This window comes from Sphingomonas panaciterrae, assembly GCF_036890205.1.
Taxonomy (GTDB): domain Bacteria; phylum Pseudomonadota; class Alphaproteobacteria; order Sphingomonadales; family Sphingomonadaceae; genus Sphingomonas; species Sphingomonas panaciterrae.
In genome coordinates, this window is record NZ_JAKNQR010000001.1 from 1,136,519 (window position 1) to 1,161,714 (window position 25,196).

27 protein-coding genes and 1 riboswitch are annotated in these 25,196 nt (G+C 67.9%); of the genes, 11 read left to right on the forward strand and 16 right to left on the reverse strand.

The window, feature by feature from the left end; translation table 11 throughout:
- Window positions 1–18: 18 nt before the first annotated feature.
- From L8F96_RS05550 to L8F96_RS05565, 4 genes are all read right to left on the reverse strand, one after another.
- The gene (locus L8F96_RS05550) at window positions 19–2,418 is read right to left on the reverse strand and encodes a TonB-dependent receptor (protein WP_417158947.1); all 2,400 of its coding nucleotides are present in this window, start codon (window positions 2,416–2,418) and stop codon (window positions 19–21) included.
- Between the two features lie 88 nt (window positions 2,419–2,506).
- Window positions 2,507–2,761 carry a ribbon-helix-helix domain-containing protein gene (locus tag L8F96_RS05555; RefSeq protein ID WP_046409811.1) on the reverse strand — a complete coding sequence of 85 codons (255 nt, stop codon included), beginning with the start codon at window positions 2,759–2,761 and terminating at the stop codon, window positions 2,507–2,509.
- 108 nt (window positions 2,762–2,869) lie between these two features.
- Entirely contained in the window at window positions 2,870–3,142 is a 273-nt protein-coding gene (locus tag L8F96_RS05560; RefSeq protein ID WP_334655453.1) for a hypothetical protein, read from the reverse strand.
- A 51-nt stretch (window positions 3,143–3,193) separates the two neighbouring features.
- Window positions 3,194–3,463, reverse strand: coding sequence for a hypothetical protein (locus L8F96_RS05565; RefSeq protein ID WP_046409809.1), 270 nt, complete (start codon window positions 3,461–3,463; stop codon window positions 3,194–3,196).
- Between the two features lie 164 nt (window positions 3,464–3,627).
- On the opposite strand from L8F96_RS05565, the gene L8F96_RS05570 reads away from it, so the two are divergent.
- Together L8F96_RS05570 and L8F96_RS05575 are read left to right on the forward strand one after the other, a co-directional pair.
- Window positions 3,628–5,679, forward strand: a complete 2,052-nt coding sequence (locus tag L8F96_RS05570; protein WP_334655455.1) for a carbon starvation CstA family protein — start codon at window positions 3,628–3,630, stop codon at window positions 5,677–5,679.
- Window positions 5,676–5,855, forward strand: a complete 180-nt coding sequence (locus L8F96_RS05575) for a YbdD/YjiX family protein (protein ID WP_046409807.1) — start codon at window positions 5,676–5,678, stop codon at window positions 5,853–5,855. The genes L8F96_RS05570 and L8F96_RS05575 overlap by 4 nt, the downstream gene beginning before the upstream one ends.
- A gap of 22 nt (window positions 5,856–5,877) precedes the next feature.
- Here the strand turns inward: L8F96_RS05575 and metH are convergent, their stop codons facing one another.
- From metH to L8F96_RS05620, 9 genes are all read right to left on the reverse strand, one after another.
- Complete coding sequence (gene metH / locus L8F96_RS05580) at window positions 5,878–8,586, reverse strand: methionine synthase (RefSeq protein WP_334655457.1); 2,709 nt, start codon at window positions 8,584–8,586, stop codon at window positions 5,878–5,880.
- An 80-nt stretch (window positions 8,587–8,666) separates the two neighbouring features.
- On the reverse strand, window positions 8,667–9,740 hold the full coding sequence (locus tag L8F96_RS05585) for a homocysteine S-methyltransferase family protein (RefSeq protein WP_417158948.1): 1,074 nt from the start codon (window positions 9,738–9,740) through the stop codon (window positions 8,667–8,669).
- Between the two features lie 45 nt (window positions 9,741–9,785).
- Window positions 9,786–10,538 (reverse strand): ABC transporter ATP-binding protein, encoded by a 753-nt coding sequence (locus L8F96_RS05590; RefSeq protein WP_334655461.1) that lies wholly within the window; start codon window positions 10,536–10,538, stop codon window positions 9,786–9,788.
- Window positions 10,529–11,497, reverse strand: a complete 969-nt coding sequence (locus tag L8F96_RS05595; RefSeq protein ID WP_334655463.1) for a FecCD family ABC transporter permease — start codon at window positions 11,495–11,497, stop codon at window positions 10,529–10,531. The genes L8F96_RS05590 and L8F96_RS05595 overlap by 10 nt, the downstream gene beginning before the upstream one ends.
- Window positions 11,494–12,315, reverse strand: a complete 822-nt coding sequence (locus L8F96_RS05600; protein ID WP_334655465.1) for an ABC transporter substrate-binding protein — start codon at window positions 12,313–12,315, stop codon at window positions 11,494–11,496. Before L8F96_RS05600 ends, L8F96_RS05595 begins: the two co-directional genes overlap by 4 nt.
- 82 nt (window positions 12,316–12,397) lie before the next feature.
- The gene (locus L8F96_RS05605) at window positions 12,398–14,257 is read right to left on the reverse strand and encodes a TonB-dependent receptor plug domain-containing protein (protein ID WP_334655467.1); all 1,860 of its coding nucleotides are present in this window, start codon (window positions 14,255–14,257) and stop codon (window positions 12,398–12,400) included.
- Window positions 14,258–14,380: 123 nt separating this feature from the next.
- Window positions 14,381–14,581, reverse strand: a riboswitch (cobalamin riboswitch).
- A 21-nt stretch (window positions 14,582–14,602) separates the two neighbouring features.
- Window positions 14,603–15,217, reverse strand: coding sequence for a cob(I)yrinic acid a,c-diamide adenosyltransferase (gene cobO, locus L8F96_RS05610; RefSeq protein ID WP_334655468.1), 615 nt, complete (start codon window positions 15,215–15,217; stop codon window positions 14,603–14,605).
- Between the two features lie 43 nt (window positions 15,218–15,260).
- Entirely contained in the window at window positions 15,261–15,662 is a 402-nt protein-coding gene (locus tag L8F96_RS05615) for a hypothetical protein (RefSeq protein ID WP_334655470.1), read from the reverse strand.
- Window positions 15,663–15,726: 64 nt separating this feature from the next.
- Window positions 15,727–15,921 (reverse strand): hypothetical protein, encoded by a 195-nt coding sequence (locus L8F96_RS05620; protein WP_334655472.1) that lies wholly within the window; start codon window positions 15,919–15,921, stop codon window positions 15,727–15,729.
- 201 nt (window positions 15,922–16,122) lie between these two features.
- On the opposite strand from L8F96_RS05620, the gene L8F96_RS05625 reads away from it, so the two are divergent.
- The 7 genes from L8F96_RS05625 (at window position 16,123) to L8F96_RS05655 (ending at window position 22,345) form a co-directional block, all read left to right on the forward strand.
- Window positions 16,123–17,064, forward strand: a complete 942-nt coding sequence (locus L8F96_RS05625) for a DnaJ C-terminal domain-containing protein (RefSeq protein WP_334655474.1) — start codon at window positions 16,123–16,125, stop codon at window positions 17,062–17,064.
- A gap of 43 nt (window positions 17,065–17,107) precedes the next feature.
- Complete coding sequence (locus tag L8F96_RS05630) at window positions 17,108–18,073, forward strand: YihY/virulence factor BrkB family protein (RefSeq protein ID WP_241212647.1); 966 nt, start codon at window positions 17,108–17,110, stop codon at window positions 18,071–18,073.
- An 8-nt stretch (window positions 18,074–18,081) separates the two neighbouring features.
- Window positions 18,082–18,873 (forward strand): enoyl-ACP reductase FabI, encoded by a 792-nt coding sequence (fabI, locus tag L8F96_RS05635; protein ID WP_334655476.1) that lies wholly within the window; start codon window positions 18,082–18,084, stop codon window positions 18,871–18,873.
- Window positions 18,874–18,877: 4 nt separating this feature from the next.
- A complete protein-coding gene (locus L8F96_RS05640) occupies window positions 18,878–19,402 on the forward strand; it encodes a GNAT family N-acetyltransferase (RefSeq protein WP_052742560.1) in 525 nt (174 codons plus the stop codon).
- Window positions 19,399–20,475: a chorismate synthase gene (gene aroC / locus L8F96_RS05645; protein WP_334655479.1), complete on the forward strand. Its 1,077-nt coding sequence runs from the start codon at window positions 19,399–19,401 to the stop codon at window positions 20,473–20,475. The genes L8F96_RS05640 and aroC overlap by 4 nt, the downstream gene beginning before the upstream one ends.
- Before the next feature lie 149 nt (window positions 20,476–20,624).
- Window positions 20,625–20,912, forward strand: a complete 288-nt coding sequence (locus L8F96_RS05650; protein WP_334655480.1) for a hypothetical protein — start codon at window positions 20,625–20,627, stop codon at window positions 20,910–20,912.
- A gap of 419 nt (window positions 20,913–21,331) precedes the next feature.
- Window positions 21,332–22,345, forward strand: coding sequence for a cell wall hydrolase (locus L8F96_RS05655; protein WP_125945904.1), 1,014 nt, complete (start codon window positions 21,332–21,334; stop codon window positions 22,343–22,345).
- A gap of 12 nt (window positions 22,346–22,357) precedes the next feature.
- Here the strand turns inward: L8F96_RS05655 and L8F96_RS05660 are convergent, their stop codons facing one another.
- The 3 genes from L8F96_RS05660 to L8F96_RS05670 are packed head-to-tail and all read right to left on the reverse strand — an operon-like array spanning window position 22,358 to window position 23,999.
- Complete coding sequence (locus L8F96_RS05660) at window positions 22,358–22,993, reverse strand: heme exporter protein CcmB (RefSeq protein WP_334655481.1); 636 nt, start codon at window positions 22,991–22,993, stop codon at window positions 22,358–22,360.
- Window positions 22,990–23,592, reverse strand: a complete 603-nt coding sequence (gene ccmA, locus L8F96_RS05665) for a heme ABC exporter ATP-binding protein CcmA (RefSeq protein ID WP_296218183.1) — start codon at window positions 23,590–23,592, stop codon at window positions 22,990–22,992. Before ccmA ends, L8F96_RS05660 begins: the two co-directional genes overlap by 4 nt.
- Window positions 23,589–23,999, reverse strand: a complete 411-nt coding sequence (locus L8F96_RS05670; protein WP_241212646.1) for a metallopeptidase family protein — start codon at window positions 23,997–23,999, stop codon at window positions 23,589–23,591. The genes ccmA and L8F96_RS05670 overlap by 4 nt, the downstream gene beginning before the upstream one ends.
- Before the next feature lie 55 nt (window positions 24,000–24,054).
- On the opposite strand from L8F96_RS05670, the gene L8F96_RS05675 reads away from it, so the two are divergent.
- Both L8F96_RS05675 and L8F96_RS05680 read left to right on the forward strand, forming a co-directional pair.
- Entirely contained in the window at window positions 24,055–24,348 is a 294-nt protein-coding gene (locus tag L8F96_RS05675; protein WP_046409773.1) for a 4a-hydroxytetrahydrobiopterin dehydratase, read from the forward strand.
- 3 nt (window positions 24,349–24,351) lie between these two features.
- On the forward strand, window positions 24,352–25,170 hold the full coding sequence (locus L8F96_RS05680; RefSeq protein WP_334655482.1) for a glycoside hydrolase family 16 protein: 819 nt from the start codon (window positions 24,352–24,354) through the stop codon (window positions 25,168–25,170).
- The last annotated feature ends 26 nt before the right edge of the window (window positions 25,171–25,196 follow it).

A 25,196-nucleotide genomic window follows, 5' to 3' on the forward strand; every position in this document is an offset into this window, starting at 1 on the left:
CTCCCCCCGCCCGCGCGATCAATAGCGGTAGGCGACGGTCAGCACCGCCGAGCGCGCGTCGCCCGGCGTCGCCCAGCCATTGTTGCGGATCCGCGTGAAATACAGTTCGTCACCAATGTTCTTCACGTTCAGCTGCGCGGTCAGCCTGGGCGAGATATCATAGGCCAGATAGCCGTTGTGCACCCAATAATCGTCCGAGCGATAGATCGTCGGCGCGGTCGCGGTCGGCAGGTTGAACGCGAACGTCCCCTGATAGGTGACGCCATAGCCGATCGTCAGCCCGAACGGCAGGCGATAGGTGGTGAACAGGCTGCCCGAATGATCGGGCGTGTTCTGCAGCGGCGCACCGCGCGCAGGATCGGGATTGGCGGGCGTGTTGCCACATGCCGCGCCGGGATTGGCAAGGCAGTAATCGGACACCGACTGGAGCAGCTTGGGCTTCAGATAGGTGTAATTGGCGGTGATATCCCAGGCGGGCGTGATCTTGCCGGTCGCACCGAGCGCGATACCATCGACGCGTGAGCGGCCGTCCAGCGCCTGATCGGGTACGGTCGGATCGTTGGAGGCGACACGGTATTTATCGCGTTCGTTGCGGAACGCCGCCGCGGTCAGCAGCAGCCGGCCGCCGAACAGCTCCGCCTTGGCGCCGATCTCGTAATTCTTGGCGGTTTCGGGATCGACGTTGCAGGTCGCAATGGTGCAGGCGCCGTTCACGGCGTTCTGCGACGGCGTCATCGCATTGCCATAAGCGGCGTAAAGGCTGACCGCCTCGACCGGCTTGTACACCAGCCCGACGCGATAGGAGAACAAGGTCGCATTGTTGGTGAGGCGCGGGCCGGGGATGATCGGCCCTTGCGGTGTCGTCGCCGTTGCGCCGGTGTTCGCGGCCAGCGCGTCGGTCCGGTAATTGCCGCGATTGTCCTCCAGCCGCAGCCCGCCGTTCAGCTCGACCTTGCCGAGCTTCATCGTGTCGAAGAGGTAGACCGCCCAGTTGCTGAGCTCACCCCGCTGGCGGCCCGATTCCAGCCGGTTGATCGGACCGGTATAGACGTTGCTGCCGTATACGCGGCCGGCGGGACCGGGCACCACGACATTGGGATTGGTGTAGTTGATCAGCGGGAAGGAGGCATAGGCCGCGGTGCCGTTCGGATTGCGGTACACGTTGCCGGTCGACAGCGTGAACTCCTCCCAGCTGTACGATCCGCCGAGCACCAGCGTATGTTCGATCGCGCCGGTGCTGACCGTCGCGCGCAGATCGAGCTGGTCATACATCAACAGGTTGGTGACATCGCGGTAATTGCCGCGCGGGCCGCCGATCAGATAATAGCCGACGGGTGTCGTCGTCGGGCAGGCCGCGCCGGTCGGCTGGACGTTGCCCGGCAGGCAATAGGTGCCCTGCGGCGGGCCGACGATCGAGAGCTGCTGCACATTCTGCCAGCGCGCGAGATTGCGCAGCGAGACCCGGTCGCTGAACTCATGTTCGAAGATCAGCGTCGCACGGTCGATCGTGATGTCCTGCGTGTCGACGTTGCGATAGCCGAAATAGTCGCTGCGATCGACGCCGGGCAAAGGCCCGTTGTTGAAGGCGTTCTTGTAATAAGGGACGCCATATTGCGGGATATTGTCGTCTTCCTCGTGGAAGTAATGCAGCGTCAGCCGCGTCGGCCCGCCCAGGCCGAGCGTGGCGGACGGCGCGATGCCCCAGCGCTTGTTATACTCGACATCGCGGCCCGGCACGTCATTGCGATGTGCCATGGCGTTCAACCGCAACGCCAGCGTATCGGTGGCGCGCACGTTCGCGTCGATCGTGGTGCGGTAATAATCGTCGGTGCCGATCCCCCCATCGACGCGGATCGCGGTCTCCGCCTGCGGCAGCTTCGTGACGAGGTTGATCGAGCCGCCGACCGAACCGGCGCCCGAATAGACCGAATTGGCGCCGTTCACGACCTCCACCTGTTCGATCACGAACGGGTCGCCGCGGGTATATTGCCCGCTGTCGCGCACGTTATCGACGGTGATGTCGCTCGACGCCGAATAGCCGCGCAGCGTGATCTGGTCGGACGGCGCCACGCCGCCTTCCGCCGCGCCAAAGGTGATCCCCGGCACGGTCGACAGCACGTCGCGCAGCGTGAGCAGGTTCTGCTCCTCGATCGTCTTGTTGGTGAGGATGGTGACCGTCTGCGGCGTGTCGCGCACGGGGCGCGTCGCCTTGGCGCTGGCCTGTTCGGAGGTCACCTGCTGCCCGGTGACGATGATGTCGTCGCGGCGGCGATCCTCGGTCGTGACCTGCTGCGGCGCGGGCGTGCCTGCGCCTGGTGCTGCCGTGCCCGCTGCCGCCTGCGCCGGCGCGCTGGCAATGAAGCCGACCGCTGCCAATGCGAGGAATGACGGCGCCCCCGCCGAACCCACCCGTTCCATCATCTCTCATGCCCCCTGAACTGTATCAAATTGTGTCCGGGCAGCTATTGAGAGTCGTTCGCAGTGTCAACGATAATGCGACTGATTATTACTTATTGTCCGCTTCCGACAGGATCCAGCTCCGCAGCGCGCTCGCTAGGTTGGGGGGGTCGTCGGCCGCGATGCGCAACGCATCGACCTGCGCCACGAGTGCCGACAAGGGCAACGCGCGGCGGACGGCGGCGCGCTCCAGCGCCTGCCAGAACATCGGTTCGAGGCTAATCGACGTGGCGTGGCCGGCGATGGTGATCGATCGCTTGACCGGGCCCGCGAAGCCCCCTGCCGGCGCGTTGATATTGGTCATGGCTGGATTGCATCGTGCGCGGGCAGGTGCTCGGGGCGGAGGGGCATCGCACGACCGTACAGCGAGGCGGCGGCGCAGCCTAGCCGCGCCGCCGCCGGGAACGCCGCGCTATTCGAGGTCCGCTTCGCTGACGACGATCGGGTTGGCGTCGGCATTGCGCGACAGCGCCGACAGCGCAGCGTCGCTCACCTGGTCGATGAAGCGATTGAGCATTTCCACCCCGTCGCCATCGGGCCGGTCGCCGCTCAGCGCCTCGAGCAGGTCATATTGCACGGCGAACTCGTAATCGTCGCCGTCGACCTCCGCGGTGAATTCCACCAGTTCGGCATCGATGTTGTCGAGAATGCTGTTGTTGTCGATTTCAATCTGGCCTTGCGCCATCCTAGTCCATCCTTCCGTGGGTCGATGTCCATGTCCGTTGCGGGCACGCGGTCAGGCCGGCAGCACCCGCACCAGATCGCCGATGCCATCCCCTTCGAACCTGTCCAGCGGCATTTCGGGGATCAGCCACACCGGACGCTCCAGCTTCAGCACCGCGTCGGCGCGCATTGCTGGGTCGAGATCCTGCCAGGCACGTACCGCCGTCTCGAGGCTGGTGACTTCGGGCACCGCCGCGTCGCCGCGCGGCACATTTTCCAGCGAGGCGCTCATCTTCCAGTCGATCGGCGGGGGTGTCGCCTCGCCCCAGGTTGCTTCGGCCATTCCAGTCTCCGGCTCGCTGCGGTTTCTTTCCAATTGCCTTATCGCCGGAGACGGCGGCACGGTTCCCGCGCGGTCGCACTGGAGATGGCAACGCGCATCGACTAGGGCGCGATCGAAACCGCCCGGCAGGCGTTGACGGTCAGGCGCGCAAGAGAGGATCGATCATGACGCGGCATCTTCCCTGGATTGCGCTGGCCATCGTCGGTGCCGTCAGCCTGGGCGTGGTCGCCACCGTCCGGGGCGAGCCGATCAACGCGCTGTGGATCGTCGCGGCAGCGATTTCCGTCTATCTCATCGCCTATCGTTATTATGCGCTGTTCATCGCGCGCGCAGTGGTCGGGATCGACCCGTCGCGCCCGACCCCGGCGGAGCGGCGCGCGGACGGGCTGGATTTCATCCCCACCGACCGGCGCGTCCTGTTCGGCCATCATTTCGCGGCCATCGCGGGCGCCGGGCCATTGGTCGGCCCGGTGCTGGCGGCGCAGATGGGCTATCTGCCCGGCACCTTGTGGATCCTCGCCGGCGTGGTGATTGCCGGGGCGGTGCAGGATTTCATGATCCTGTTCATCTCCATGCGCCGCGACGGCCGCTCGCTCGGCGAACTGGTGCGGATGGAGATGGGCGCGATCCCGGGCACGATCGCGCTGGTCGGCGCCTTCATGATCATGGTCATCATCCTTGCCGTGCTGGCATTGATCGTGGTGCGCGCGCTGGCCGAAAGCCCCTGGGGGCTGTTCACCGTCGTCGCCACCGTGCCGCTCGCCATGCTGATGGGCGCCTATACCCGCTGGATCCGCCCCGGCGCGATCGGCGAGGTATCGGTGATCGGCCTCGTCGGGCTGATCGCGGCGATCATCCTGGGCCAGTCGGTCGCGGAAAGCGCTGTCTGGGGCCCGATCTTCACGCTGACGCCGGTGCAATTGTGCTTCGGCCTCATCGCTTATGGCGCCATCGCCTCGTTGCTGCCGGTGTGGCTGCTGCTCGCGCCGCGTGATTATCTGTCGACCTTTTTGAAAATCGGCGCGATCGCCGCGCTGGCGATCGGCATCGTCGTGCTCGCCCCGCCGCTGCGCATGCCGGCGCTGACCGAGTTCGCCTTCTCCGGGACCGGCCCGGTCTGGGCCGGGCCGCTGTTCCCGTTCCTGTTCATCACCATCGCCTGCGGGGCCGTCTCCGGCTTCCACGCGCTGATTTCCAGCGGCACCACGCCCAAGCTGATCGCCAATGAGCGCGATGCGCCCTTCATCGGCTATGGTGCGATGCTGATGGAAAGCGCGGTCGCGATCATGGCGCTGATCGCGGCGTCGATCCTCGATCCCGGCATCTATTTCGCGATGAACGCGCCGACCGCGATCACCGGCGGCGACCCCGTCACCGCAGCCGCCGCGGTAACGGCGATGGGCTTCCCGGTGTCGGCGGAAACGCTGGCGAACACCGCGCGCGAGGTGGGCGAGACGACGATCGTCAGCCGGGCGGGCGGCGCGCCGACGCTGGCGGTCGCGATGGCGGAAATCTTCAGCGCGATCCTCGGCGGGCCGGGCATGAAGGCCTTCTGGTACCATTTCGCCATCCTGTTCGAGGCGCTGTTCATCCTGACCGCGGTCGATGCGGGGACGCGCGCCGGCCGCTTCATGCTTCAGGACCTGCTCGGCCTCGCCGCGCCGCGCTTCAAGGAAACCTCCAGCTTCCTGCCCGGGCTTATCGCCACCCTGCTGTGCGTCGGTGCCTGGGGCTTCTTCCTCTATCAGGGGGTCACCGACCCGCTGGGCGGGGTGAACACGCTGTGGCCGCTGTTCGGTATCTCCAACCAGATGCTGGCGGCCGTTGCGCTGATGCTGGCGACGGTGGTGCTGTTCCGTATGAAGCGCGATCGCTTCGCCTGGGTGACGATCGTTCCCGCCGGATGGCTGGTGCTGTGCACCGGCACGGCGGGGCTGATGAAGCTGTTCCACCCCGATCCCAAGATCGGCTTCCTCGCGCACGCTCAGGTCTTTTCGGACGCGATCGCGCGCGGCGAGGTGCTGAAGCCGGCGGCGTCGATGGCGGAGATGGGGCGGATCGTGTTCAACGACCGGATCGACGCGGCATTGTGCGCGCTGTTCCTCGTCGTGGTGGCGGCGATCCTGTTCTACACCGTGCGCACCTGCGTGGCGGCGCGGCGCATCGCCTCCCCAAGCGTGAGCGAAATCCCGCCCGCGCTGGAGATCGCACGATGAGCTTCCTCGGGCGCGTAGCCGAGACCGCACGGCTGATGGTCGGCCTGCCCGACTATGACACCTATTGCCGGCACATGGCCGATCGCCACCCGGAGCGCACACCGATGACCCGCGCGGAATTCTTCCGCGACCGGCAGCAGGCGCGGTACGGCAGCGGCGGCGGGCGCTGCTGCTGACCCGCCCGCCCGAACAGAACGTCTAGCTGAGGTTCGGCCGCAGCCAGCGTTCGACCTCATCCTTCGGCCGGCCACGACGCGCGGCATAATCGGCCACCTGGTCCTGCCCGATCTGCGCCACGCCAAAGTAAGCTGCGTCGGGATGGCCGAAGTAGAAGCCGGAGACTGCCGCGGTCGGCAGCATCGCCATGCTTTCGGTCAGCGTGATTCCCGCGACATCGCCCGACCCGTCAGCCAGCATTGCGAACAATTCCGGCTTCAGCGTGTGATCGGGGCAGGCGGGATAGCCCGGCGCCGGGCGGATGCCGCGATATTGCTCACGGATCAGCGCCTCGTTGGTCAGCTGCTCGTCTGGCGCATAACCCCATAGGGTGGTGCGGACATGCTGGTGCAGCCGCTCGGCAAAGGCCTCGGCAAAACGGTCGGCCAGCGCCTTCAGCAGGATGTCGTTGTAATCGTCGGTATCGGCCTTGAACCGCGTCAGATGCGGATCGATGCCGTGGATGGCGACCGCGAAGCCGCCCATCCAGTCGCCATGCGTATCGATGAAATCGGCGAGGCACATGTTGGCGCGCCCTTCCCGCTTCGCGACCTGCTGGCGAAGGAAGCACAGCCGGCGGCTGTCCTCGTTGCTGCGATTGAGGTCAGGCACGCGGATATATTCGGGCACGCTGCCGCCATCGGGGGTGCGATGGTCGTCCGAATGGCGATGCTGGACGAACACGTCGTCGCCATGGCGGTGACACGGCCACAGCCCGACGACGCCGCGCGCGGTGAGCCACTTCTCCGCGACGATCGTGTCGAGCATCGCCTGCGCATCGGCGTAAAGCGATCGCGCGCTTTCGCCAACGATCGCGTCATCGAGGATCGCGGGGAAATTGCCCGCCAGTTCCCACGAGCGGAAGAAGGGCGTCCAGTCGATCACCTCGCGCAGGTCGGCGAGATCCCAGTCGTCGAACCGGTGCACGCCGGGCTGGAGCGGTGCGGCAGGCTTCAGCGCCATGTCCGCCACGAACGCATTCTCGCGCGCCTTCTCCAGCGACACCAGGTTCGATCCGCTGGCGTTGGCGCGCTTGACGCGCACCTCGTCATATTCGGCCTTCGTCTTGGCGACTAACTCGGTCGATTGCGTGTCGGAGACCAATTGCGTGCACACGCCGACCGCACGGCTGGCGTCGAGCACATGGACCACCGCGCCCTTGTAGGCGGGGTCGATCTTCAGCGCGGTATGGACGCGGCTGGTCGTCGCGCCGCCGATCAGGAGCGGCATCGTCATGCCGGCGCGCTGCATTTCCTCCGCCACCGTCACCATCTCGTCGAGCGAGGGGGTGATGAGGCCGGACAGCCCGATCATGTCGGCATCATGCTCCACCGCCGCCTCGAGGATCCGGGTCCACGGCACCATCACGCCAAGGTCGACGATCTCGAAGCCGTTGCACTGGAGCACCACGCCGACGATGTTCTTGCCGATATCGTGGACGTCGCCCTTCACGGTCGCGAGCACAATCTTGCCCTTGCCCTTGGCCCCCGGCTCCTTCGACGCCTCGATATACGGCAACAGATGCGCCACCGCCTTCTTCATCACGCGGGCGGATTTCACCACCTGCGGCAGGAACATCTTGCCCGATCCGAATAGGTCGCCGACGACGTTCATGCCGTCCATCAGCGGGCCTTCGATCACCTCGATCGGCTTTGCCGCCTGCTGCCGCGCCTCCTCGGTATCCTCGACCACGAAGGCGTCGATGCCGCGCACCAGCGCATGTTCCAGCCGCTTGGCGACCGGCCAGCTGCGCCATTCCAGCGCGGCGCTGTCGTCGGCGACAGCGCCCTTCTGCCCGCGGAACCGCTCGGCGATCGCGATCAGCCGCTCGGTCGGCGTCTCGTCCGCCGAGCGCGCCGGACGGTTGAGGATCACATCCTCGCACGCCTCGCGCAATTCGGGGTCGATCTGGTCATAGACGTCGAGCTGGCCGGCGTTGACGATCGCCATGTCGAGGCCCGCGGGAATCGCATGATAGAGGAACACCGAATGCATCGCGCGGCGCACCGGCTCGTTGCCGCGGAAACTGAACGACAGGTTGGAGAGCCCGCCCGAGAAATGGACGTGCGGGCAGCTCGCCTTGATCCGCTTCACCGCATTGATGAAATCGACGCCGTAATTGTTGTGCTCCTCGATCCCGGTCGCCACCGCGAACACATTGGGGTCGAAGATGATGTCTTCGGGCGGGAAGCCGATTCCGGTCAGCAGCTTGTAGGCGCGCTGGCAGATCTCGACCTTGCGATCCTCGGTATCGGCCTGCCCCACCTCGTCGAACGCCATGACGACCACGGCGGCGCCATAGGCCATGCACTTCCTGGCCTCGGCGAGGAATTTCTCCTCGCCTTCCTTCATGCTGATCGAATTGACGATCGGCTTGCCCGACACGCATTTCAGCCCGGCCTCGATCACTTCCCATTTCGAGCTGTCGATCATCACCGGCACGCGCGCGATGTCGGGTTCGGCCGCGATCCGCTTCAGGAAGGTGGTCATCGCCTCGACCGCGTCGAGCAGGCCTTCGTCCATGTTGACGTCGATGATCTGGGCGCCGTTCTCGACCTGGTTGAGCGCGACGGTGACGGCGGCGTCATAGTCGCCGGCCATGATCAGCTTCTTGAACGCCGCCGATCCGGTGACGTTGGTCCGCTCACCGATGTTGACGAACTGGGTGGAGGAGGTGGGTTGGGAGGCCATGATATCCAGTATTTTCCGTGCGTGCCGGGCGTGCCCGCGACACGGCCGCGCGGGGGCGGCCGGCAACAGGGAAGCCGCGCCTACGCGGCCATGGTGAACGGTTCGAGCCCGGCGAGCCGCGTGCGCACCGGCGGCACCGGGATCGCCCGCGGGGCCAGACCGCGCACGGCGTCGGCAATCGCCTTGATATGCGCCGGCGTCGAACCGCAGCAGCCGCCCAGCACGTTGACCTGCCCCGCGTCGGCCCATTCCCGGACCAGCCCGGCGGTCGTCTCCGGCGCCTCGTCATAGGCGCCCAGTTCGTTGGGCAGGCCGGCGTTGGGATAGACCATGATCAGCGTGTCGCAGATCTCGCTCAGCGTCTTCACATGCGGGCGAAGCTGCTGCGCGCCGAACGAGCAATTCAGCCCGATCGTCACTGGCTTCGCATGGCGCACGGCGTGCCAGAACGCCTCGACCGTATGGCCCGACAGATTGCGACCCGATAGATCGGTCAGCGTCATCGACAGCATGATCGGCACGTCGCGCCCGATCGCGGCGCCCGCCTCCTGCGCGGCCATCACGCCGGCCTTGGCGTTCAGCGTGTCGAACACCGTCTCGATCAGGACGAAGTCCGCCCCGCCCTCGATCAGCGCATCCGCCTGTTCGCGATAGACCTGCTTCAGATAGTCGAAGTCGATCTCGCGAAAGCCGGGATCGTTGACGTCGGGCGACAGCGACAGCGTCTTGTTGGTCGGCCCGATCGCGCCGGCGACGAAGCGGCGGCGGCCGTCACGCGCGGCATATTCGTCAGCGATACAGCGCGCCATGGCGGCGCTTTCGACGTTGATCTCGCGCACCAGATTCTCGGCGCCATAATCGGCCTGGCTGATGCGATTGGCCGAGAAGGTGTTGGTTTCCGCGATATCGGCCCCCGCCTCGAAATAGGCGCGGTGGATCGATTCGGGCACCTCCGGCTTGGTCAGCGCGAGGATGTCGTTGTTGCCCTTCTGGTCATGGCCAAGGCCAAGCGAACCGGCATAATCCGCCTCGGACAGCTTCCAGTTCTGGATCTCGGTGCCGAATGCCCCGTCGGTGACAAGGATACGCTCGCGCGCGGCAAGGAGCAGGGCTTCACGGGCGCCCTCGGGCGCAAGACTGGCGTGGCTGGGCATGAAGCGCAGCATATAAAGATATCTTTATATGTTCAAGCCAGGTGGTCAGAGCCTTTCATCAGGCACGATCACGCGGCGGCCGTCGGCGCGTGCGAGCACCTCCACCCCAACCCCATAAGCCGCGGCGAGGTGCGCATGCGTCATCACCCTGTCGGTGGCGCCATGCGCGAGCACGCGGCCGTCCTTCAGCAGCAGCACCTCGTCGGCGATCGCGGCGGCCTGGGTCAGGTCGTGCAGCACGACGACGACGCCCATCCCGCGCGTCGCCGCATCCCGCAGCAGCGCCAGCGTCTCGAGTTGGTGCAGCGGATCGAGGCTGGCGAGCGGCTCATCGGCGAGCAGCCAGCGCGGCTCGCCGGCCAGCACCCGCGCGAGCAATACACGCGCGCGTTCCCCACCCGACAGGCTGCGCACCGCGCGCTCGGCCAGATCGATGGTGTGCGTGGCCGCAAGCGCCCGCTTCACGGCCGCCGCGTCGCCGTCGCCGTGCGGCAGGCGGCCGAGCGCGACCAGATCGCGCACACGCATGTTCCAATGCACCACCGAATCCTGCGGCAGGTAGCCGATCGCCTTGGCGCGCTCGCGCGGCGACAGCGCGGCGACATCGACGCCGTCGATGCTGACCGCGCCACCCGCCACCTGCACCAGCGCGGCGGCGGCGCGCAGCAGCGTGCTCTTGCCCGCGCCATTGGCGCCCAGCACCACCGTCACCCGGCCGAACGCGAAGGCAGCGTCGACGCCGTGAAGGATTCGCCGCCGCCCGAGCGTGACGGCCAGATCGCGGGAGATCAGCCCCATGACCGCCCCCGCTCACCCAGCAGTAGGGCGAAGAAGAAAGGCGCGCCGATCAGCGCCATGGCGACACCCAGCCGCACCTCGCCCGCCCCGGGCACCAGCCGGCAGAGCGTGTCCGCGCCGAGCACCAGCGCCGCGCCGCCCAAGGCGCTCGGCACCAGCAGCGCAGAAGGCCGCGCCCCGACCAGCGGGCGCAACAGATGCGGCACGACCAGCCCGACAAAGCCGATCACCCCGGTCACCGCGACGCCCGCGCCGACCGCGAGCCCGGTTCCGGCGATCACCAGCGCCTGCAAGCGCCTGAGATCCACCCCCAGCGACCGCGCGGCGTGGCTGCCCAGCGTGAGCGCGTCGAGGCTGCGCCCGGTCAGGAGCAGCAACACCGCGCCGGCCAGCATGAAGGGTGCGGCATGGGCCAGATCGGCGAAGCTGCGATCGGTCAGCGCGCCCATCAGCCAGTCGAGCACCTCGGCCACGACATAAGGATTGGGCGCGATCGAGATGAGAAAGGCGGTAAGCGCCGCAGCGAGGCTGGCCAGCACCGATCCCGCCAGCACGAAGGCGGCCGGGCTCTCGGCGCGCCAGGTGAGCGCGGCGAGCAACGCCATCGCCCCGATCGCCGCCGCCATTGCCGCAGCGAACACGCCCCATTGGCTCGCCACCCCCAGCACCAGCGCGGCGACCGCGCCCAGCGCCGCGGCGGAGGACACGCCCAGCACGCCGGGGTCGGCGAGCGGGTTGCGCAGCCATCCCTGAAGCACCGCGCCCGACAGGCCAAGCACCGCGCCAAGCACCGTCGCCAGCAACGCGCGCGGCAGCCGCAGTTCGGCGATGATCATCCAGCGCGGATCGCCCGACCACCAGGCGTCCAGCGGCACCCACGCCTTGCCCGCCATCAGCGAGCCGGCGAACAGCAAGAGGACGAGCAGCAGCAGCGCGGCGTTCAGCGGCACGCGGCTCATGCGCCAAGGCTCCGGCGGATCGCGGCCAGCCGCTCCAGCGCGGGCGGGATCGTCGGCCCGCCGCAATTGACGAGCGTGCGGGGGAAGGAAGCCTCGCGGGTCGCTGCGCCGCTCGCCGCGAGCAACCGGCGACGCATCGTCGCGGTGCGCCCGCCAGCGTCGGGGGACAGGATCGCCGCGGGTGGATCGGCGATGATCGTCTCCACCGGCAACCGCCCGGTCATCGCCAGGCCGTAATCGGCGGCGGCATCGCGCATCCCGACGTGGCCCATCATCTCGTGCAGCAGCGTGCCGTCACCATTGGCAAGGTCGCCGCCGATGAACAGCAAGGCGGACGGGCCGGGCCCGTCGCCACGTGTCGCTGCCAGCGCGCCGGCGATTCGCGCGTCGAGCGCTCCGCCCCGCCGCGTTGCGCCGACAGCGGCGGCGACCTCGGCGATCTGCGCGCGGCTGGCGGCGATCGTCGTGGGGGAATCGAGGTACAGGGTCCGCAGCCCCGCGCGCTCAAACGCCGCGCGGGTCGCGGGCGGCGTGAAGCTGCTCGCGATCACCAGATCGGGCGCGAGCGCGATCACCTCCTCCGCGGTGCCTGCCGTGGCGCGGAACTGGCGCGCCACGTCGAGCGGGAGCGAGGTGGCGCGGGGATCCTGCGAATAATGGCTGATCGCGGCGATCCGCTGCGGCGGCACCAGCGCGAGCAGCAACTGGTCCGCGCACGGGTTAAGCGAGACGATCCCGCCACCCCGCTCGCCGACGCGCGCCGGCGCCGCGCCGGAACAGCCGGCGAGCAACAGCACAAGGAGCAGGATCAGCCGCATCGATCGTCAGCCTACCGCTCCCGTCCCCGCCCCGTCGCGATCAAAATGAACGCGAGGGGGCGGCGGCGGGCGCGGTGACGCCTCAGTCCAGCTTCACGCGAAGGCCGCCATAGGCCGCGCGCCCGATCGTGCCGTAATTGGCGACCACGCGGTAATCGGCGTCGAACACATTCTCGACCCGGCCATAGATCGACAGGCGGTCGTTCAGCGGCAGCTCGGCCCGCAGGTTCGCCAGCGTATAGCCGTCGAGCCGCACCCGGTTGGCCGCATCGTCGAAACTGTCGCCTACGGTCAGCACGGTCGCGCCCAGCGCCAGCCCGAAGGGGAAACGATAATCGGCCGACACGCTGACGCTGTCCGCCGGCCGGCGCGCCAGATCGTTGCCGACCAGCCCGGCGCTGCGGTTCTCGCTGTCGACATGGGTATAGGCGGCGTTGATGGTGAAGCGATCGACCGGGCGCATCAGCAGCGCGAACTCGGCGCCCTTGGCGCGCGTGCGCGCGATGTTGCTGTAGGTAAAGGTCAGCGCGTCGAAATCGATCTGGTTGCGCGTGTGGCGATTGAAATAGGTCGCGCTGGCAACCAGCCGGTCGTCGATCAGCCGCTGCTCGATCCCTGCGTCCCAGCTCTTCGCGGTTTCCGGGTCGAGCGTAGGCGTGCCGTAGAAGGGCGCATACAGCTGGTACAAGGTCGGCGCCTTGAACCCCTCGGCATAGCTGGCGCGCAGCGTCGTGCCGGTCGGCAGCGTATAGGCGGCATTGGCGGCAAAGGTGGTGCGCCCGCCAAAGGCATCGTCATCGTCGTGGCGCACGCCCCCGGTGATGGCGAGTCCCGCGACCGGCGTCAGGATCACCTCGCCCCACACGCTCGTCGTGCCGCGGCTGAACCGGTCGGTGCCATCGGCAAGGCGGGTCGTCTCATGCTCCGCGCCGAGCACGACGCGGATCTGGTCGGTCGCCTGCAGATCGCCCTTGTAGGTGTAGCGTTCGCTGCGCCCGCGCGACAGGAACAGCGGCGCGGCGCCGACATCGGGATCGTAATTGTCGCGGTCGATATCGGCGATCTGGAACGCCAGCACGTTGCGGAACCGGCCCTCGAGAAAATCGGCGTTCAGCCCGGCATAGCCGTACAATTCCTGCGCGGTGGAATATTCGCGCGTATCGGCAAAGGCGAAGGCGGGCGCGGGAAAGCCGTCGAGGTCGGTACGGCTGTCCGCCCAATATCCACGCAGGTCGAGCCGGATGTTGGGCGCGAACGCCACTTCCACCCGGCCACTGGCGCCATATTGGCGATAGCCGTCCCGCTCGATGCCGCGATCATAAGCGGAAATGCCGTCGGTGCGCAGGTAACCGCCGGTGAGCGCACCGGAGACGATCCCGCTGCCGCCCGAAATGCCGCCGCTGGCGAACAATGTGTCCATCGCGCCATATTCGACATTGCCGCGCGCGCGCAGCTGCTGCGTCGGCGCCTGGGTGATCACGTTGACGACACCGCCGATCGCCTGGCTGCCCCAGGGCACCGAATTGGGACCGCGCACCACCTCGACCCGCTCGACCGAGGCGGTGAGCAGATTGGCGAAATCGAACGCGCCGCCCGGTGATGAGGGATCGTTGACGCGAACGCCGTCGATCAGCGTCAGCGTCTGGTCCGCCTCCGCGCCGCGGATCCGCACGTAATTGACCGTGCCAACCCCGCCGTTGCGGGTCATCGTCACGCCCGGCGTCGTCTGCAACAGGTCGCTCAGCATCACCGTCTGCCGCTGTTCGATCGTCTCGCGGTCGATGATCGTCACCGCCTGCCCGGTGGTGTCGACATCCTGCGGCACGCCGCTGGCCGTCACCACGATATCGCCGCGCGGCGGCGCTTCCTGCGCCCCCTCCTGTGCGAGCGCGGGCGCGGCGATCAGGGTGGCGGATGCCGCCAGCCATTGGATGGTCTTCATTGTTCTTGCCCCAACAAAAGGGCTGCGGCCGGCGCCTTGCACAGCGCCGTCCGTCAGCCGATCCCTCTTGTCGTTCGCTCGAGGGTTTCGGCCTCGTCCGCCCGGCACACCCCGTCCGCGCGATGGATCGACGTGCGACCGGCAGGTCTCCTGGCTCTCGGTTCACCGTGCCGCCCGGCCTTCCCGGAAGCCTCAAGCTTCCAGTGGCGCGGATGGGCGACACTCGCCGATCACAGTTGCGGGGGCAGCGCGGGATCAGGCCGTTGGCCCTTCCCGACTTCCCTTTTCATCCCGTCTCCGGGAACCGTTCGCGGGCGCGCCCCTAGGATCAGCGGCCGGGGCGCGTCAATATTCGACGCCCTTTTGCGCGTTGAAGCCGGCGTTGAAGGGATGCTTCACCTCGCCGAACTCGGTGACGAGGTCGGCGATCTCGACCAGCTCTGCCCGCGCGCCGCGCCCGGTGATGCAGATATGCTTGGTCAGCGGCCGCTCCTTCAGGAACGCCAGCACCTCCGCCGACGGCAGCGTATCGTCGGCAAGCACGATGTTGAGTTCGTCGAGGATCACGAAGTCGATCTCGGAATCGAGGATCAGTTCCTTCGCCCGCTCCCAGCCGCGGCGCGCCGCGGCGATGTCGCGCGCACGATCCTGCGTGTCCCAGGTGAACCCCTCCCCCATGCTTTCGAAGCTGACGAGGTCGGACGGGTGGTCGGTGAAGAAATGGCGCTCGCCGGTTTCCCACGTGCCCTTCACGAACTGCAGGATCGCCACGCGCATCCCCCAGCCGATCGAGCGGATCGCCATGCCGAAGGCGGCGGAGGACTTCCCCTTGCCGTTGCCGGTGTGGACGATCAGCAGCCCGCGCTCGAGCGTGCGGCGCGCCTGCATCTTTTCGCGCGCCACCTTCATGCGGCGCATCCGTTCATTGTGGCGGGCGTGATCGTCGGGTGCGTCGGTCATCCGCGCGCTATCGTCATGTGCCGCGCGGCTGGCAACCGGCGGCTCATTTCGCCGCGGCAGGCGCCTTCTTGTAGGGCACGAAATCGCCGAGCACGACGAAGCCGCGCGGGATGCGCGACGTACGATCGAGCAGCTGGAGCGAATCGGTCCGGCACAATTGCGGGCCGGCCCAGCGGTTCAGCAGCGCGTCGAAATCGTTGAGCTGGTCAGCGCCGGTCTGCGGCTCGTTGACATACAGGGTGCTGCCGACGCGGTAGATGATCGCTTTCTTGTCGATGATCTGGGTCGACGTGATCGCGGTGGTGCTGATGCAGCGCACCGGCTCCCCAGCGACGCGCCCGGCGAGCGCCTTTTGCAATTGCACCTCCGGCGTGTCGCGCGGGGCTGCGGTGGCGGGAGCGGCCAGCACGGCCGCGGCGAGAAGGGCGGGTGCAAACATCTTCATGCGGGAAGGCTGCGCCCGGCTTGCTGAACGCACGCTGACCATCGACAGGCCGGCGGCGGCACGATCAGCAGCGTGCGCAGACCTGTTTCGCCATCGGCGGCACGCCCTCGCCGTCCAGCGTCACCAGCGCGGCGTTCAGGTGAAGGCTGGTGGTCGACAGCCCCAGCATGTCCGCCATGCGCAGCGCCTCGCGGATGACATCGATCAACGGCCGGCCGGCATCGGCATATAGGTCAGGGGAGCGTAGGTCGGATTGCATGGCGCGCGCCCTAGCCGCGGCGGCACGGCGCGGGAACCCCGCGGGCGGTAAATACCGCCGGGCGGAACGTTCCACCGGCCAGGCTGCTCGATCGCCCGCGCATCAAAGCCCTCCCCTCACGGATGCGGATGACGGATAACCTGCATTGCACTCGCTCGGGCGCTGCCCCACATAGCCGGGTAACACACCAACGGGGCAATAATGGCTGATCCATATTCGACGCTCGGCGTAGCGCGTGGCGCCTCCGAGGCCGAGATCAAGAAAGCATATCGCAAGCTCGCAAAGGAGCTGCATCCCGACCGTAATCAGGACAATCCCAAGGCGGCGGAACGCTTCAGCCAGGTCACCAATGCCTATGACCTGCTGAGCGACAAGGACAAGCGCGCCCGGTTCGACCGCGGCGAGATCGATGCCGACGGCAATCCCACCTCGCCCTTCGGGGCGGGCTTTGGCGGCGGCTTTGCCGGCGGGCGCTCCGCCGGCGGCGGTTTCCGCAGCGAGGATTTCGGCGGCGCCGAGGGCGTCGACATGTCCGACATCTTCGAAGGGCTGTTCGGCGGCCGCGCCGGCGGGGCTGGCGGCGGCTTTTCCAGCGGCTTCGGCCGGCGGCAGCGCGCCGCGCCGCGTGGCGAGAATGTCGCCTATCGGCTGCGCGTCCCCTTCGTCGATGCCGCCGCGCTGGAGCCGCAGCGGATCACGCTGGCCGATGGCAAGACGATCGACCTGAAACTGCCGCCCGGCGTCGAGACGGGGACGCAGATGCGCCTGTCCGGCAAGGGTGAGCAGGGTCCGGGCGGCGCCGGCGATGCGATCGTCACGATCGACATCCAGCCGCACCGCTTCTTCACCCGCGATGGCGACGACGTTCGCCTCGACCTGCCGATCACCTTGGCGGAGGCGGTGAACGGCGGCCCGGTCAAGGTGCCGACGGTGCAGAAGCCGGTGATGCTGACCGTGCCCAAGGGATCGTCCTCGGGCCGCACGCTGCGGCTGAAGGGCAAGGGCTTCCACCGCAAGGACGGGACGCGCGGCGATCAGCTCGTCACGCTGATGATCCAGATTCCGGCCGACGATGCCGCGCTCGCGAGCTTCGTCGAGGGCTGGTCCGGCGGCGGGAACCCGCGCGCCGACATGGGCGTCTGACCTTTCCTACAGGATCGGGTCGTACAGCAACGGGGGCGATAGGTTGAGCGAGGAAGCGGGATCACTGACGCCGGAAGATCGCAAGCATCACGGCGCCGCCCGCACCAAGCTCGACCATCAGCTCGCCAAGGTCCGGCCCGGCAGCTACGCCTATGAAGTGGTGAAGCGCGCCTGCGTGGGCGTCTACAATGACGGGTTCATCCACGCTGGCAACCTTGCCTATCTGGCGCTGATGACGGTGTTCCCGTTCTTCATCGTCGCCGCCGCCGTGCTCGGCGCGCTGGGGCAGGATCAGGGCACGCGGCAGGCGGTGGAATCCTTCCTCCATGTCCTGCCGCCAGACGTCGCGAGCATCCTGCGCAAGCCGATAGCCGATGTGCTGGCGGCGCGCACCGGCGCCTTGCTGTGGCTGGGCGCGCTGATCGGCCTGTGGACGGTGGGCAGCTTCGTCGAGGCGATCCGCGAGATCTTCCGCCGCGCCTATGGCACGCGCAGTTCGCAGTCGCTGTGGCGGTCGCGCCTTGGCCTCACCTTCGGCATCGTCGTATCCGTACTGCTCGCGCTGATCTCCTTCCTGGTGCAGGGCATCCTGACCGCGACGGAACAGTTCATCTACAATCTGCTGCCCTTCGCGCAGGACATTGCCCGCTGGGTCGGGCTCAGCCGCGCGATCCCGGGGGTCGTGATGTTCGGCGCCTTGTGGATGCTGTTCTACTTCGTGACGCCGTCCAAATATCGCTATTCGGGCAACCGCGTGTGGCCCGGCGCGCTGTTCACCACCGCCTGGTGGGTGGGCATGACGGCGGGCCTGCCCTTGGTCTTGTCCAACCTTGGCGGTTATGACCTGACCTACGGCAGCCTGGCGGGGGTGGTAGTCATGCTGCTGTTCTTCTATCTGATCGGTCTTGGTCTCGTGTTCGGCGCGCATCTCAACGCGGCGCTGGCGGAACCACCGGAGAACGGGCTAGAGGGGGTCCCCCCGGGTTCGGAAGCAAGGGCAACGACGTGAATGGATTGATGGCGGGCAAGCGTGGGCTCATCATGGGCCTGGCCAATGACAAGTCGCTTGCCTGGGGGATTGCGCAGAAGCTGGCGCAGGCAGGCGCGGACCTTGCCTTTTCCTACCAGGGGGAATCGCTGGCGAAGCGGGTGCGCCCGCTCGCCGAGCAGCTCGGCTTCAGCCGGCTGATCAATTGCGACGTGTCCGACATGGCGGCGCTCGACGCGGCGTTCGATGAACTGGCGCAGGATTGGCCGACGATCGATTTCGTCGTCCACGCGATCGGCTTCTCGGACAAGAACGAGCTGCGCGGCAAATATGTCGACACCAGCCTCGAAAACTTCCTGATGACCATGAACATCTCCGCCTACAGCTTCGTCGCGGTGGCGAAGCGTGCACGCGCGATGATGCCCGAGGGCGGCAGCCTGCTGACGCTGAGCTATTATGGCGCGGAAAAGGTCGTCCCCCATTATAACGTGATGGGCGTGGCCAAGGCGGCGCTGGAAACGAGCGTGAAATATCTCGCCACCGATCTCGGGCCGGAGAACATCCGCGTCAACGCGATCAGCGCCGGCCCGATCAAGACGCTGGCGGCCAGCGGGATCGGCGATTTCCGCTACATCCTGAAGTGGAACGAGCTGAATTCCCCGATGCGTCGCAACGTCACAATCGACGACGTCGGCGGCGCCGGCCTCTACCTACTGTCCGATCTGGCGAGCGGCGTGACGGGCGAGATCCACCATGTCGACGCCGGCTATAATGTGATCGGCATGAAGGCCGAGGACGCGCCCGACATCGCGCTGTCGTAACGCCGTGACCATCGCGATCCGCCCGGCCGCCGGCGGCGATGTCGCCGCGATCGATGCACTGCTGCGCACCAGCTTCCCCTATCCGGAGGAGGCCGATCTGGTGCGTGACCTGTGCATCGCGGGCGACATGGTGCTGACGCTGATCGCGCATGACGAGGATGCCGACGCGCTCGCCGGCGCGATCGTATTCAGCCGGATGGACGTGACGGTCGCGGGCAAGCAGGTGCCCGCCGTTGCCCTCGCCCCGCTCGCCGTTGCGCCCGCCTACCGCCGGCAAGGGGTGGCGGAGGCGCTGGTCCAGGCAGCACACGAACAGCTGGAAAGCGCGGGCGTGGTGTTGAGCTTCGTGCTGGGCGATCCCGCCTTCTACAACCGCTTCGGCTATGACGCCGCGGTCGCGCGCAATTTCGATTCCCCTTACGCAGGGGACAATTTCATGGCGCTGCCGCTGCAGGGCGGGCTGACGCCGTGCGGCGTGCGCGAGGCGGCGCACCATGCCCCCGCCTTTGCGCGACTGGGGGCGCAATGAGCTTCAACACCTTTGGCCGGATGTTCCGCTTCACCACCTGGGGCGAATCGCACGGGCCGGCGCTGGGCGCGGTGGTCGACGGCTGCCCGCCGGGGATCGCGCTCAGTGAAAGCGATATCCAGCCGTGGCTCGACAAGCGGCGCCCCGGCACCTCGCGCTTCACCACCCAGCGGCGCGAGCCCGATCAGGTCCGTATCCTGTCGGGCGTGTTCGAGGGCCGCACCACCGGCACCCCGATCAGCCTGATGATCGAGAATGTCGACCAGCGGTCGAAGGATTATTCGGAGGTGGCGCTCGCCTATCGTCCGGGCCACGCCGATTACGCCTATGACGCCAAATACGGCTTTCGCGATTATCGCGGCGGTGGGCGGTCCTCGGCCCGCGAGACGGCGGCACGGGTGGCGGCGGGCGCAGTGGCGCGCGCGGTGATCCCCGGCGTTCGGATCCGCGCCTGGGTGGAAGCGATCGGCGGCGATGCGATCGACCCCGCCGCATTCGATGATGCGCAGATCGACGCTAACCCCTTCTTCTGCCCCGATGCCGCCGCCGCCGCACGCTGGGAGCAGAAGGTCGATGCCGCGCGCAAGGCGGGCTCCTCGCTCGGTGCGGTGGTGGCGTGCGAGGCAACCGGCGTTCCCGCCGGCTGGGGCGCGCCACTTTATGCCAAGCTCGACAGTGAGCTTGCCGCCGCGATCATGTCGATCAATGCGGTAAAAGGCGTGGAAATCGGCGACGGCTTCGCTGCCGCCGCGCTCTCGGGCGAGGAAAACGCCGATCCGATGCGTCCCGGCGAGGGCGCGCCTCTGTTCCTGGCCAACCATGCGGGCGGCATCGCCGGCGGGATCGCTACCGGCCAACCGATCCGGGTGCGCGCCGCGTTCAAGCCGACCAGTTCGATCCTCACCCCCATGGATACGATCAACCGCGCCGGCGAAGCGGCGCAGATCGCCACCCGTGGCCGCCATGATCCATGCGTCGGCATTCGCGGCGTACCGGTGATGGAGGCGATGGTGGCACTGGTCCTCGCCGACCAGTTCCTGATGCATCGGGGACAAACAGGCGCCGGTATCTGAGTTTAGTTTCCAGCACCGACAATGGTCGCCGAACGCCATTATTCGGCGCCTCCGGGATGAATTGAGCCGAATCCTGCGACGACTCGAAGAACTTTCCGTGATCCCGTGCATTCTACTCTCAGCACTTAAGAACAGCAGGAGAGTATGACATGAAGTATTTTGGCCTCGTTGCCGCTGCTGCGCTTGTCGTCCCCACGGTCGCCATGGCGCAGACCGCCCCCACCGCGCCGCAGTCGGCGCCGGGCAGCACGACCACGCAGGGTGACACCACCGGCACGACAATGACCGAAGACAGCACGACGACGCCGTCGACCCGAACGCCGACGTCGCCATCGACCACGCAGTCGACGATGGATCCGAATGATCCGACGGGCACGACGACCAGCCCGACCGCTGATCCGGCGACCACCCAACCCACGGTGCCGCCGCGCGGCTAATCGCCACTTGGCGCATTACGGACGGGGCCCGGCAGCAACCCTGCCGGGCCCCAGTCGTTTGGGGCTTCCGCCCTTTGTCTCCCCCTCCCCCGCGAGATCATCGTTCATGCGTCTTGCCGCGACCGTCAGTGTCACGCTGATCGCCCTTTCCACCGCCGCTCTGGCCCAGATGATCGACCCGGCGCGCCAGCATGCTTCCAGCCCGGCAGTCACTGCGCCGCGCACCGCAGCGCTACCGGTCCCCGCGCCACTGCATGGCCAAGCCGCCGGGGAACGCCGCACCCAGCCGCGTTAACCAATAAGTGTTCGATCATCGGACACTGACCCCGACCGCGCACTGAATCAGCAGGCGCGCACGACCACCTGATCCGGTACAGCCCGCGCATGGCGTTCCCCCATCGGACCGGACAAGACTGATCATGACCGTCGCGCTGCACCCGAGCGAGCGCGCGGCGCTGCGCCGTCGGCGCGCACCCGATCCATGGCGCCTGTGGCGAGAGGCGGCGGTGATCGCCGTGCCGATCACGCTGGTCCTGGCAGCACTGATGGCGGCGGCACTCGCCTGGTCGGGGGCGTTCGCGCTGGGGGGTGGCACACCGCCCCAGACACGCACCGCTGGCAGCCCCGCACAGTCCTCCCCCGGCAGCGGGACGACCGGCACGGCGCCGCTTCCCGCCGAACCCGCCGGCCGCCTGATGCCCGCCTCCACGGCTGCCACCGGGGTCACCCCCGCCGCGCCGTTCAGCCTGCGCAGCGCCAGCGCGCTTGACCGCGCGCGCGCCACCGAATGCCTCACCGCCGCGCTTTATTACGAGGCGGTGTCGGAGCCGGATGACGGGCTGCGCGCCGTCGCGCAGGTGGTGCTGAACCGGGTGCGTCACCCCGCCTTCCCGGCCAGCGTGTGCGGCGTCGTCTATCAGGGCGTCGAGCGGGGCCAGGGCGGCTGCCAGTTCAGCTTCGCCTGCGACGGCGCAACGACGCGCGTGCCGGTGCGGTCCGGCTGGGCGCGCGCGGCGCGGGTCGCGGCGGCGGCGCTCGGCGGCTATGTCTATGCGCCGGTTGGCCTGGCGACGCATTACCACACCTATGCCGTGACCCCGGCGTGGAACCGGACGCTGGTGATGACCGACGTGGTCGGCGCGCATTTCTTTCACCGCTGGAAGGGGTTCTGGGGCACCGCCGCGGCCTTTCACCAGCGTTATGCCGGGTCCGAGCCGGCGCTGGGCCCTGCCCCCAGGCTCGCGACGCCGGTGATCGCGCTCAACCATCCGGTGGCGGTGGCCCCGCTCACACCGGCGGCGATCCCGGCAACGCAGGTGCAGCCCGCCTTTCGCGACAGCGGCACGCCGCTGAAGCCTGAGGCGGCGCCGGCGCCCGCGCCCGAATCGCAGATCCTCGACCGGTGGAAGAACAGCGGCAAGCCGCTGCGCTGAGCGGCAGCGCGCTTATTCCATCCCGATGCGGATCGCCGCGGCCGCCACGAAGGGCGCACCGGCAACTAGCAGCAGGCTGACCGCGCCGAGCAGCTTCAGCCCGCCCGCCCCGCCGTCGATCGCCCCCGCGCCAAAGATCAGCAGCGGGATAGCGAGCGGCAGCAGCACCAGCCCGGCGATCGCCCCCGCGCCGCGCAGCCCCGCCGTCAGCGCACCCGTCGCCACGGCCAGCGCCGCCAGCCCCGGCGTGCCGATCACCAGCCCCGCCTCGACCAGCAACAACGTCGCCCCGTCCACGCCCATCAGCCCGGCGACGATCAGCGCGGCGACCATCACCGGCGGCGCAAAGGCGAGCCAATGCCCCAGCATCTTCGCCGCCGCTGCCGCGGCCAGCGACTGGCCGCGCACCGCGAGCTGATCGAATATGCCGGCCTCCAGATCGGGCGCGATCAGGCGGTCGACCGGCAGCAGCGCCGCCAGCAGCGCCGCCGCCCAGATCACCCCGCCGCCGATGCGCGACAGCAATGCAGCGTCCGGCCCGATCGCGAAGGGGAAAAGGATCGCGACCAGCAGGAAGAAACCCACCGTCATCGCCGCCCCGCCGCCGGCATAGCCCCGCCGCGCCTCGCGCAACACCAGCGCGATCATGCCGCCATCTCGCAATGTGCGGCGAGGTCGAGCATGGCGGCATGGGCAAGGTCGAGCGGCTGGTGAGTCGCGACCACCACGATCCCGCCGCCCGCCCGATGGAGTGCCATCGCGGTTTCGAGCAGCGCGATCGATCTTGTGTCGAGGCCGGTAGCGGGCTCATCGAGCAGCCAGATCGGTGCCTGCGTGGCGATCACTCGCGCCAGCGCCGCGCGCCGTCGCTGGCCGGTCGACAGCATCCGCACCGGAATGTCCGCCAGGTCATCAAGTGCCACCATCGCCAGCGCCTGCGCGACCCGCTCGCCAGGCGCTGGCAAGGCATCGAGCCGCGCCCACAGCAACAGCGCCTCGCTCAGCCGGCGCTCGGGATCGAGCGCGCTCGCCTCGCCGAGCAGCGCCAGCCGACCGCCAGCCGCAACCGATCCGGCAAAGGGCGGGAGCAGGCCGGCGGCGAGCCGCAGCAGGCTGGATTTGCCACAGCCATTAGCCCCCGTCACCAGCGCCGCGCCGCCTGCCGCAAGGCTCAGCGATACGCCCGCGAACAACAGCCGCCCGCCGCGGCGACAGGCGACATCCTCCAGCGCCAGCGACGCGCTCAATCGCTCACCGCGTCCTCGAGCGCGTGCATGTCATCGTCGCTGAGGCCGAAATGATGTCCGATCTCATGGATCGTGACATGCGCCACCAGATCGTCGAGCCGCACGCCCGTCTCGCACCATTCCGCCAGGATCGCCTGGCGGTAGAGGTGGATGCGATCGGGCGCCGCGCCGCTGTCGAACGCCGATTTCTCGCCGACCGGCCGCCCATGGTACACACCGGTCAGCTCCAGCGGATGCTCCAGCCCGAGGCTGGCGAGCGTCTCCTCATCCGCCTCCTCCTCGACCAGCAACACCACATCGCCCAGATGCGCGCGAAAGGCAGGAGGCAGCCGATCGATCACGCCAAGGGCATGGTGTTCGATCGCTGCCAGCGAGGGCGGTTCGCCCGGAAGCTCTTGTCCGCTCATGCCGCCCGCCATAGGCGTTGCGCCTTGGACGCGACAAGCTTTTGGGAGCGCAGCGATGGTCGATCAATTGAGCGAAGCCGAACGCGCAGAGGCGCTCGATGCCCTGCCTGACTGGGATTATGACGAGGGTCGCGATGCGATCAGCCGGTCGATCGTGTTCACCGATTTTGCCGAGGCGTTCGGATTCATGACCCAGGTCGCGCTGATTGCGGAGCGCGCGGATCACCATCCCGAGTGGACCAACGTGTGGAACCGCGTCGAAATCACGCTGACCACGCATGATGCGGGCGGGCTGTCGGCGCGGGACGTCGACCTCGCCACCGCGATCGATTCGATCCTGGACGGCTGATCCATGATCCTTCTCGCCATCACGCTTCAGGCCGCCTCGCTCGGCGCCACCAACTATGCCGCCGACGCGCCGATGACGGTGCCGACCAGCCAGCCCAGCTTCGCCGACGAATTCGACGGCAAGACGGTCGATACCGCCAAATGGTCCTATGACACCTCGTACAATGCCAGGGGCTGGTTCAACAACGAGCTGCAATATTATGCCGCCGATCGGACCAAGAACGCGCGGATCGAGGATGGCGCGTTGGTGATCGAGGCACATGCCGAAGTGGCGGACAAGGCGCGCTTCCCCGATACCGGCGGGCAGCGCTACACCTCGGCAAAGCTGATCGCGAAGGAGCGGCTCGGCTATGGCTTCTACGAGATCCGCGCAAAGCTGCCGTGCGGGCGCGGGGCGTGGCCGGCGATCTGGATGCTGCCGATCGGCGACAAATGGCCGGACGGCGGTGAGATCGACATCATGGAAATGGTCGGCTGGGATCCCAATGTGATCCACGCCACGCTCCACACCGGCGCGTTCAATCACAACAAGGGCACGCAGCGCGGCGCACAGCGGACCGTGCCCGACGCCTGCACCGCCTTTCACAACTACCAGCTCGATTGGCAGCCCGACACGATCACCATCGGCATCGACGGACGCGCGGTGATGCAGGTGCGCAACGACCAGCCCGGCGGCGCGGCGGCATGGCCCTTCACCACGCCGTACGACCTGATCCTGAACCTCGCGGTCGGCGGCGACTGGGGCGGCAAGATGGGCGTCGACGACGCGGTCTTTCCGCAGCGGATGACCGTGGATTACGTCCGCCACTGGGCGCGCCAATAGGCGCCGCCGGCTGGGGCGAGCGCCAG

Excerpts from the sequence above, each read along its gene's own strand:
- L8F96_RS05550 (WP_417158947.1), bottom strand. The coding sequence starts at position 2,418 with ATGGAACGGGTGGGTTCGGCGGGGGCGCCGTCATTCCTCGCATTGGCA.
- L8F96_RS05555 (WP_046409811.1), bottom strand. The coding sequence starts at position 2,761 with ATGACCAATATCAACGCGCCGGCAGGGGGCTTCGCGGGCCCGGTCAAG.
- L8F96_RS05560 (WP_334655453.1), bottom strand. The coding sequence starts at position 3,142 with ATGGCGCAAGGCCAGATTGAAATCGACAACAACAGCATTCTCGACAAC.
- L8F96_RS05565 (WP_046409809.1), bottom strand. The coding sequence starts at position 3,463 with ATGGCCGAAGCAACCTGGGGCGAGGCGACACCCCCGCCGATCGACTGG.
- L8F96_RS05570 (WP_334655455.1), top strand. The coding sequence starts at position 3,628 with ATGACGCGGCATCTTCCCTGGATTGCGCTGGCCATCGTCGGTGCCGTC.
- L8F96_RS05575 (WP_046409807.1), top strand. The coding sequence starts at position 5,676 with ATGAGCTTCCTCGGGCGCGTAGCCGAGACCGCACGGCTGATGGTCGGC.
- metH (WP_334655457.1), bottom strand. The coding sequence starts at position 8,586 with ATGGCCTCCCAACCCACCTCCTCCACCCAGTTCGTCAACATCGGTGAG.
- L8F96_RS05585 (WP_417158948.1), bottom strand. The coding sequence starts at position 9,740 with ATGCCCAGCCACGCCAGTCTTGCGCCCGAGGGCGCCCGTGAAGCCCTG.
- L8F96_RS05590 (WP_334655461.1), bottom strand. The coding sequence starts at position 10,538 with ATGGGGCTGATCTCCCGCGATCTGGCCGTCACGCTCGGGCGGCGGCGA.
- L8F96_RS05595 (WP_334655463.1), bottom strand. The coding sequence starts at position 11,497 with ATGAGCCGCGTGCCGCTGAACGCCGCGCTGCTGCTGCTCGTCCTCTTG.
- L8F96_RS05600 (WP_334655465.1), bottom strand. The coding sequence starts at position 12,315 with ATGCGGCTGATCCTGCTCCTTGTGCTGTTGCTCGCCGGCTGTTCCGGC.
- L8F96_RS05605 (WP_334655467.1), bottom strand. The coding sequence starts at position 14,257 with ATGAAGACCATCCAATGGCTGGCGGCATCCGCCACCCTGATCGCCGCG.
- cobO (WP_334655468.1), bottom strand. The coding sequence starts at position 15,217 with ATGACCGACGCACCCGACGATCACGCCCGCCACAATGAACGGATGCGC.
- L8F96_RS05615 (WP_334655470.1), bottom strand. The coding sequence starts at position 15,662 with ATGAAGATGTTTGCACCCGCCCTTCTCGCCGCGGCCGTGCTGGCCGCT.
- L8F96_RS05620 (WP_334655472.1), bottom strand. The coding sequence starts at position 15,921 with ATGCAATCCGACCTACGCTCCCCTGACCTATATGCCGATGCCGGCCGG.
- L8F96_RS05625 (WP_334655474.1), top strand. The coding sequence starts at position 16,123 with ATGGCTGATCCATATTCGACGCTCGGCGTAGCGCGTGGCGCCTCCGAG.
- fabI (WP_334655476.1), top strand. The coding sequence starts at position 18,082 with ATGGCGGGCAAGCGTGGGCTCATCATGGGCCTGGCCAATGACAAGTCG.
- aroC (WP_334655479.1), top strand. The coding sequence starts at position 19,399 with ATGAGCTTCAACACCTTTGGCCGGATGTTCCGCTTCACCACCTGGGGC.
- L8F96_RS05650 (WP_334655480.1), top strand. The coding sequence starts at position 20,625 with ATGAAGTATTTTGGCCTCGTTGCCGCTGCTGCGCTTGTCGTCCCCACG.
- L8F96_RS05655 (WP_125945904.1), top strand. The coding sequence starts at position 21,332 with ATGACCGTCGCGCTGCACCCGAGCGAGCGCGCGGCGCTGCGCCGTCGG.
- L8F96_RS05660 (WP_334655481.1), bottom strand. The coding sequence starts at position 22,993 with ATGATCGCGCTGGTGTTGCGCGAGGCGCGGCGGGGCTATGCCGGCGGC.
- L8F96_RS05670 (WP_241212646.1), bottom strand. The coding sequence starts at position 23,999 with ATGAGCGGACAAGAGCTTCCGGGCGAACCGCCCTCGCTGGCAGCGATC.
- L8F96_RS05675 (WP_046409773.1), top strand. The coding sequence starts at position 24,055 with ATGGTCGATCAATTGAGCGAAGCCGAACGCGCAGAGGCGCTCGATGCC.
- L8F96_RS05680 (WP_334655482.1), top strand. The coding sequence starts at position 24,352 with ATGATCCTTCTCGCCATCACGCTTCAGGCCGCCTCGCTCGGCGCCACC.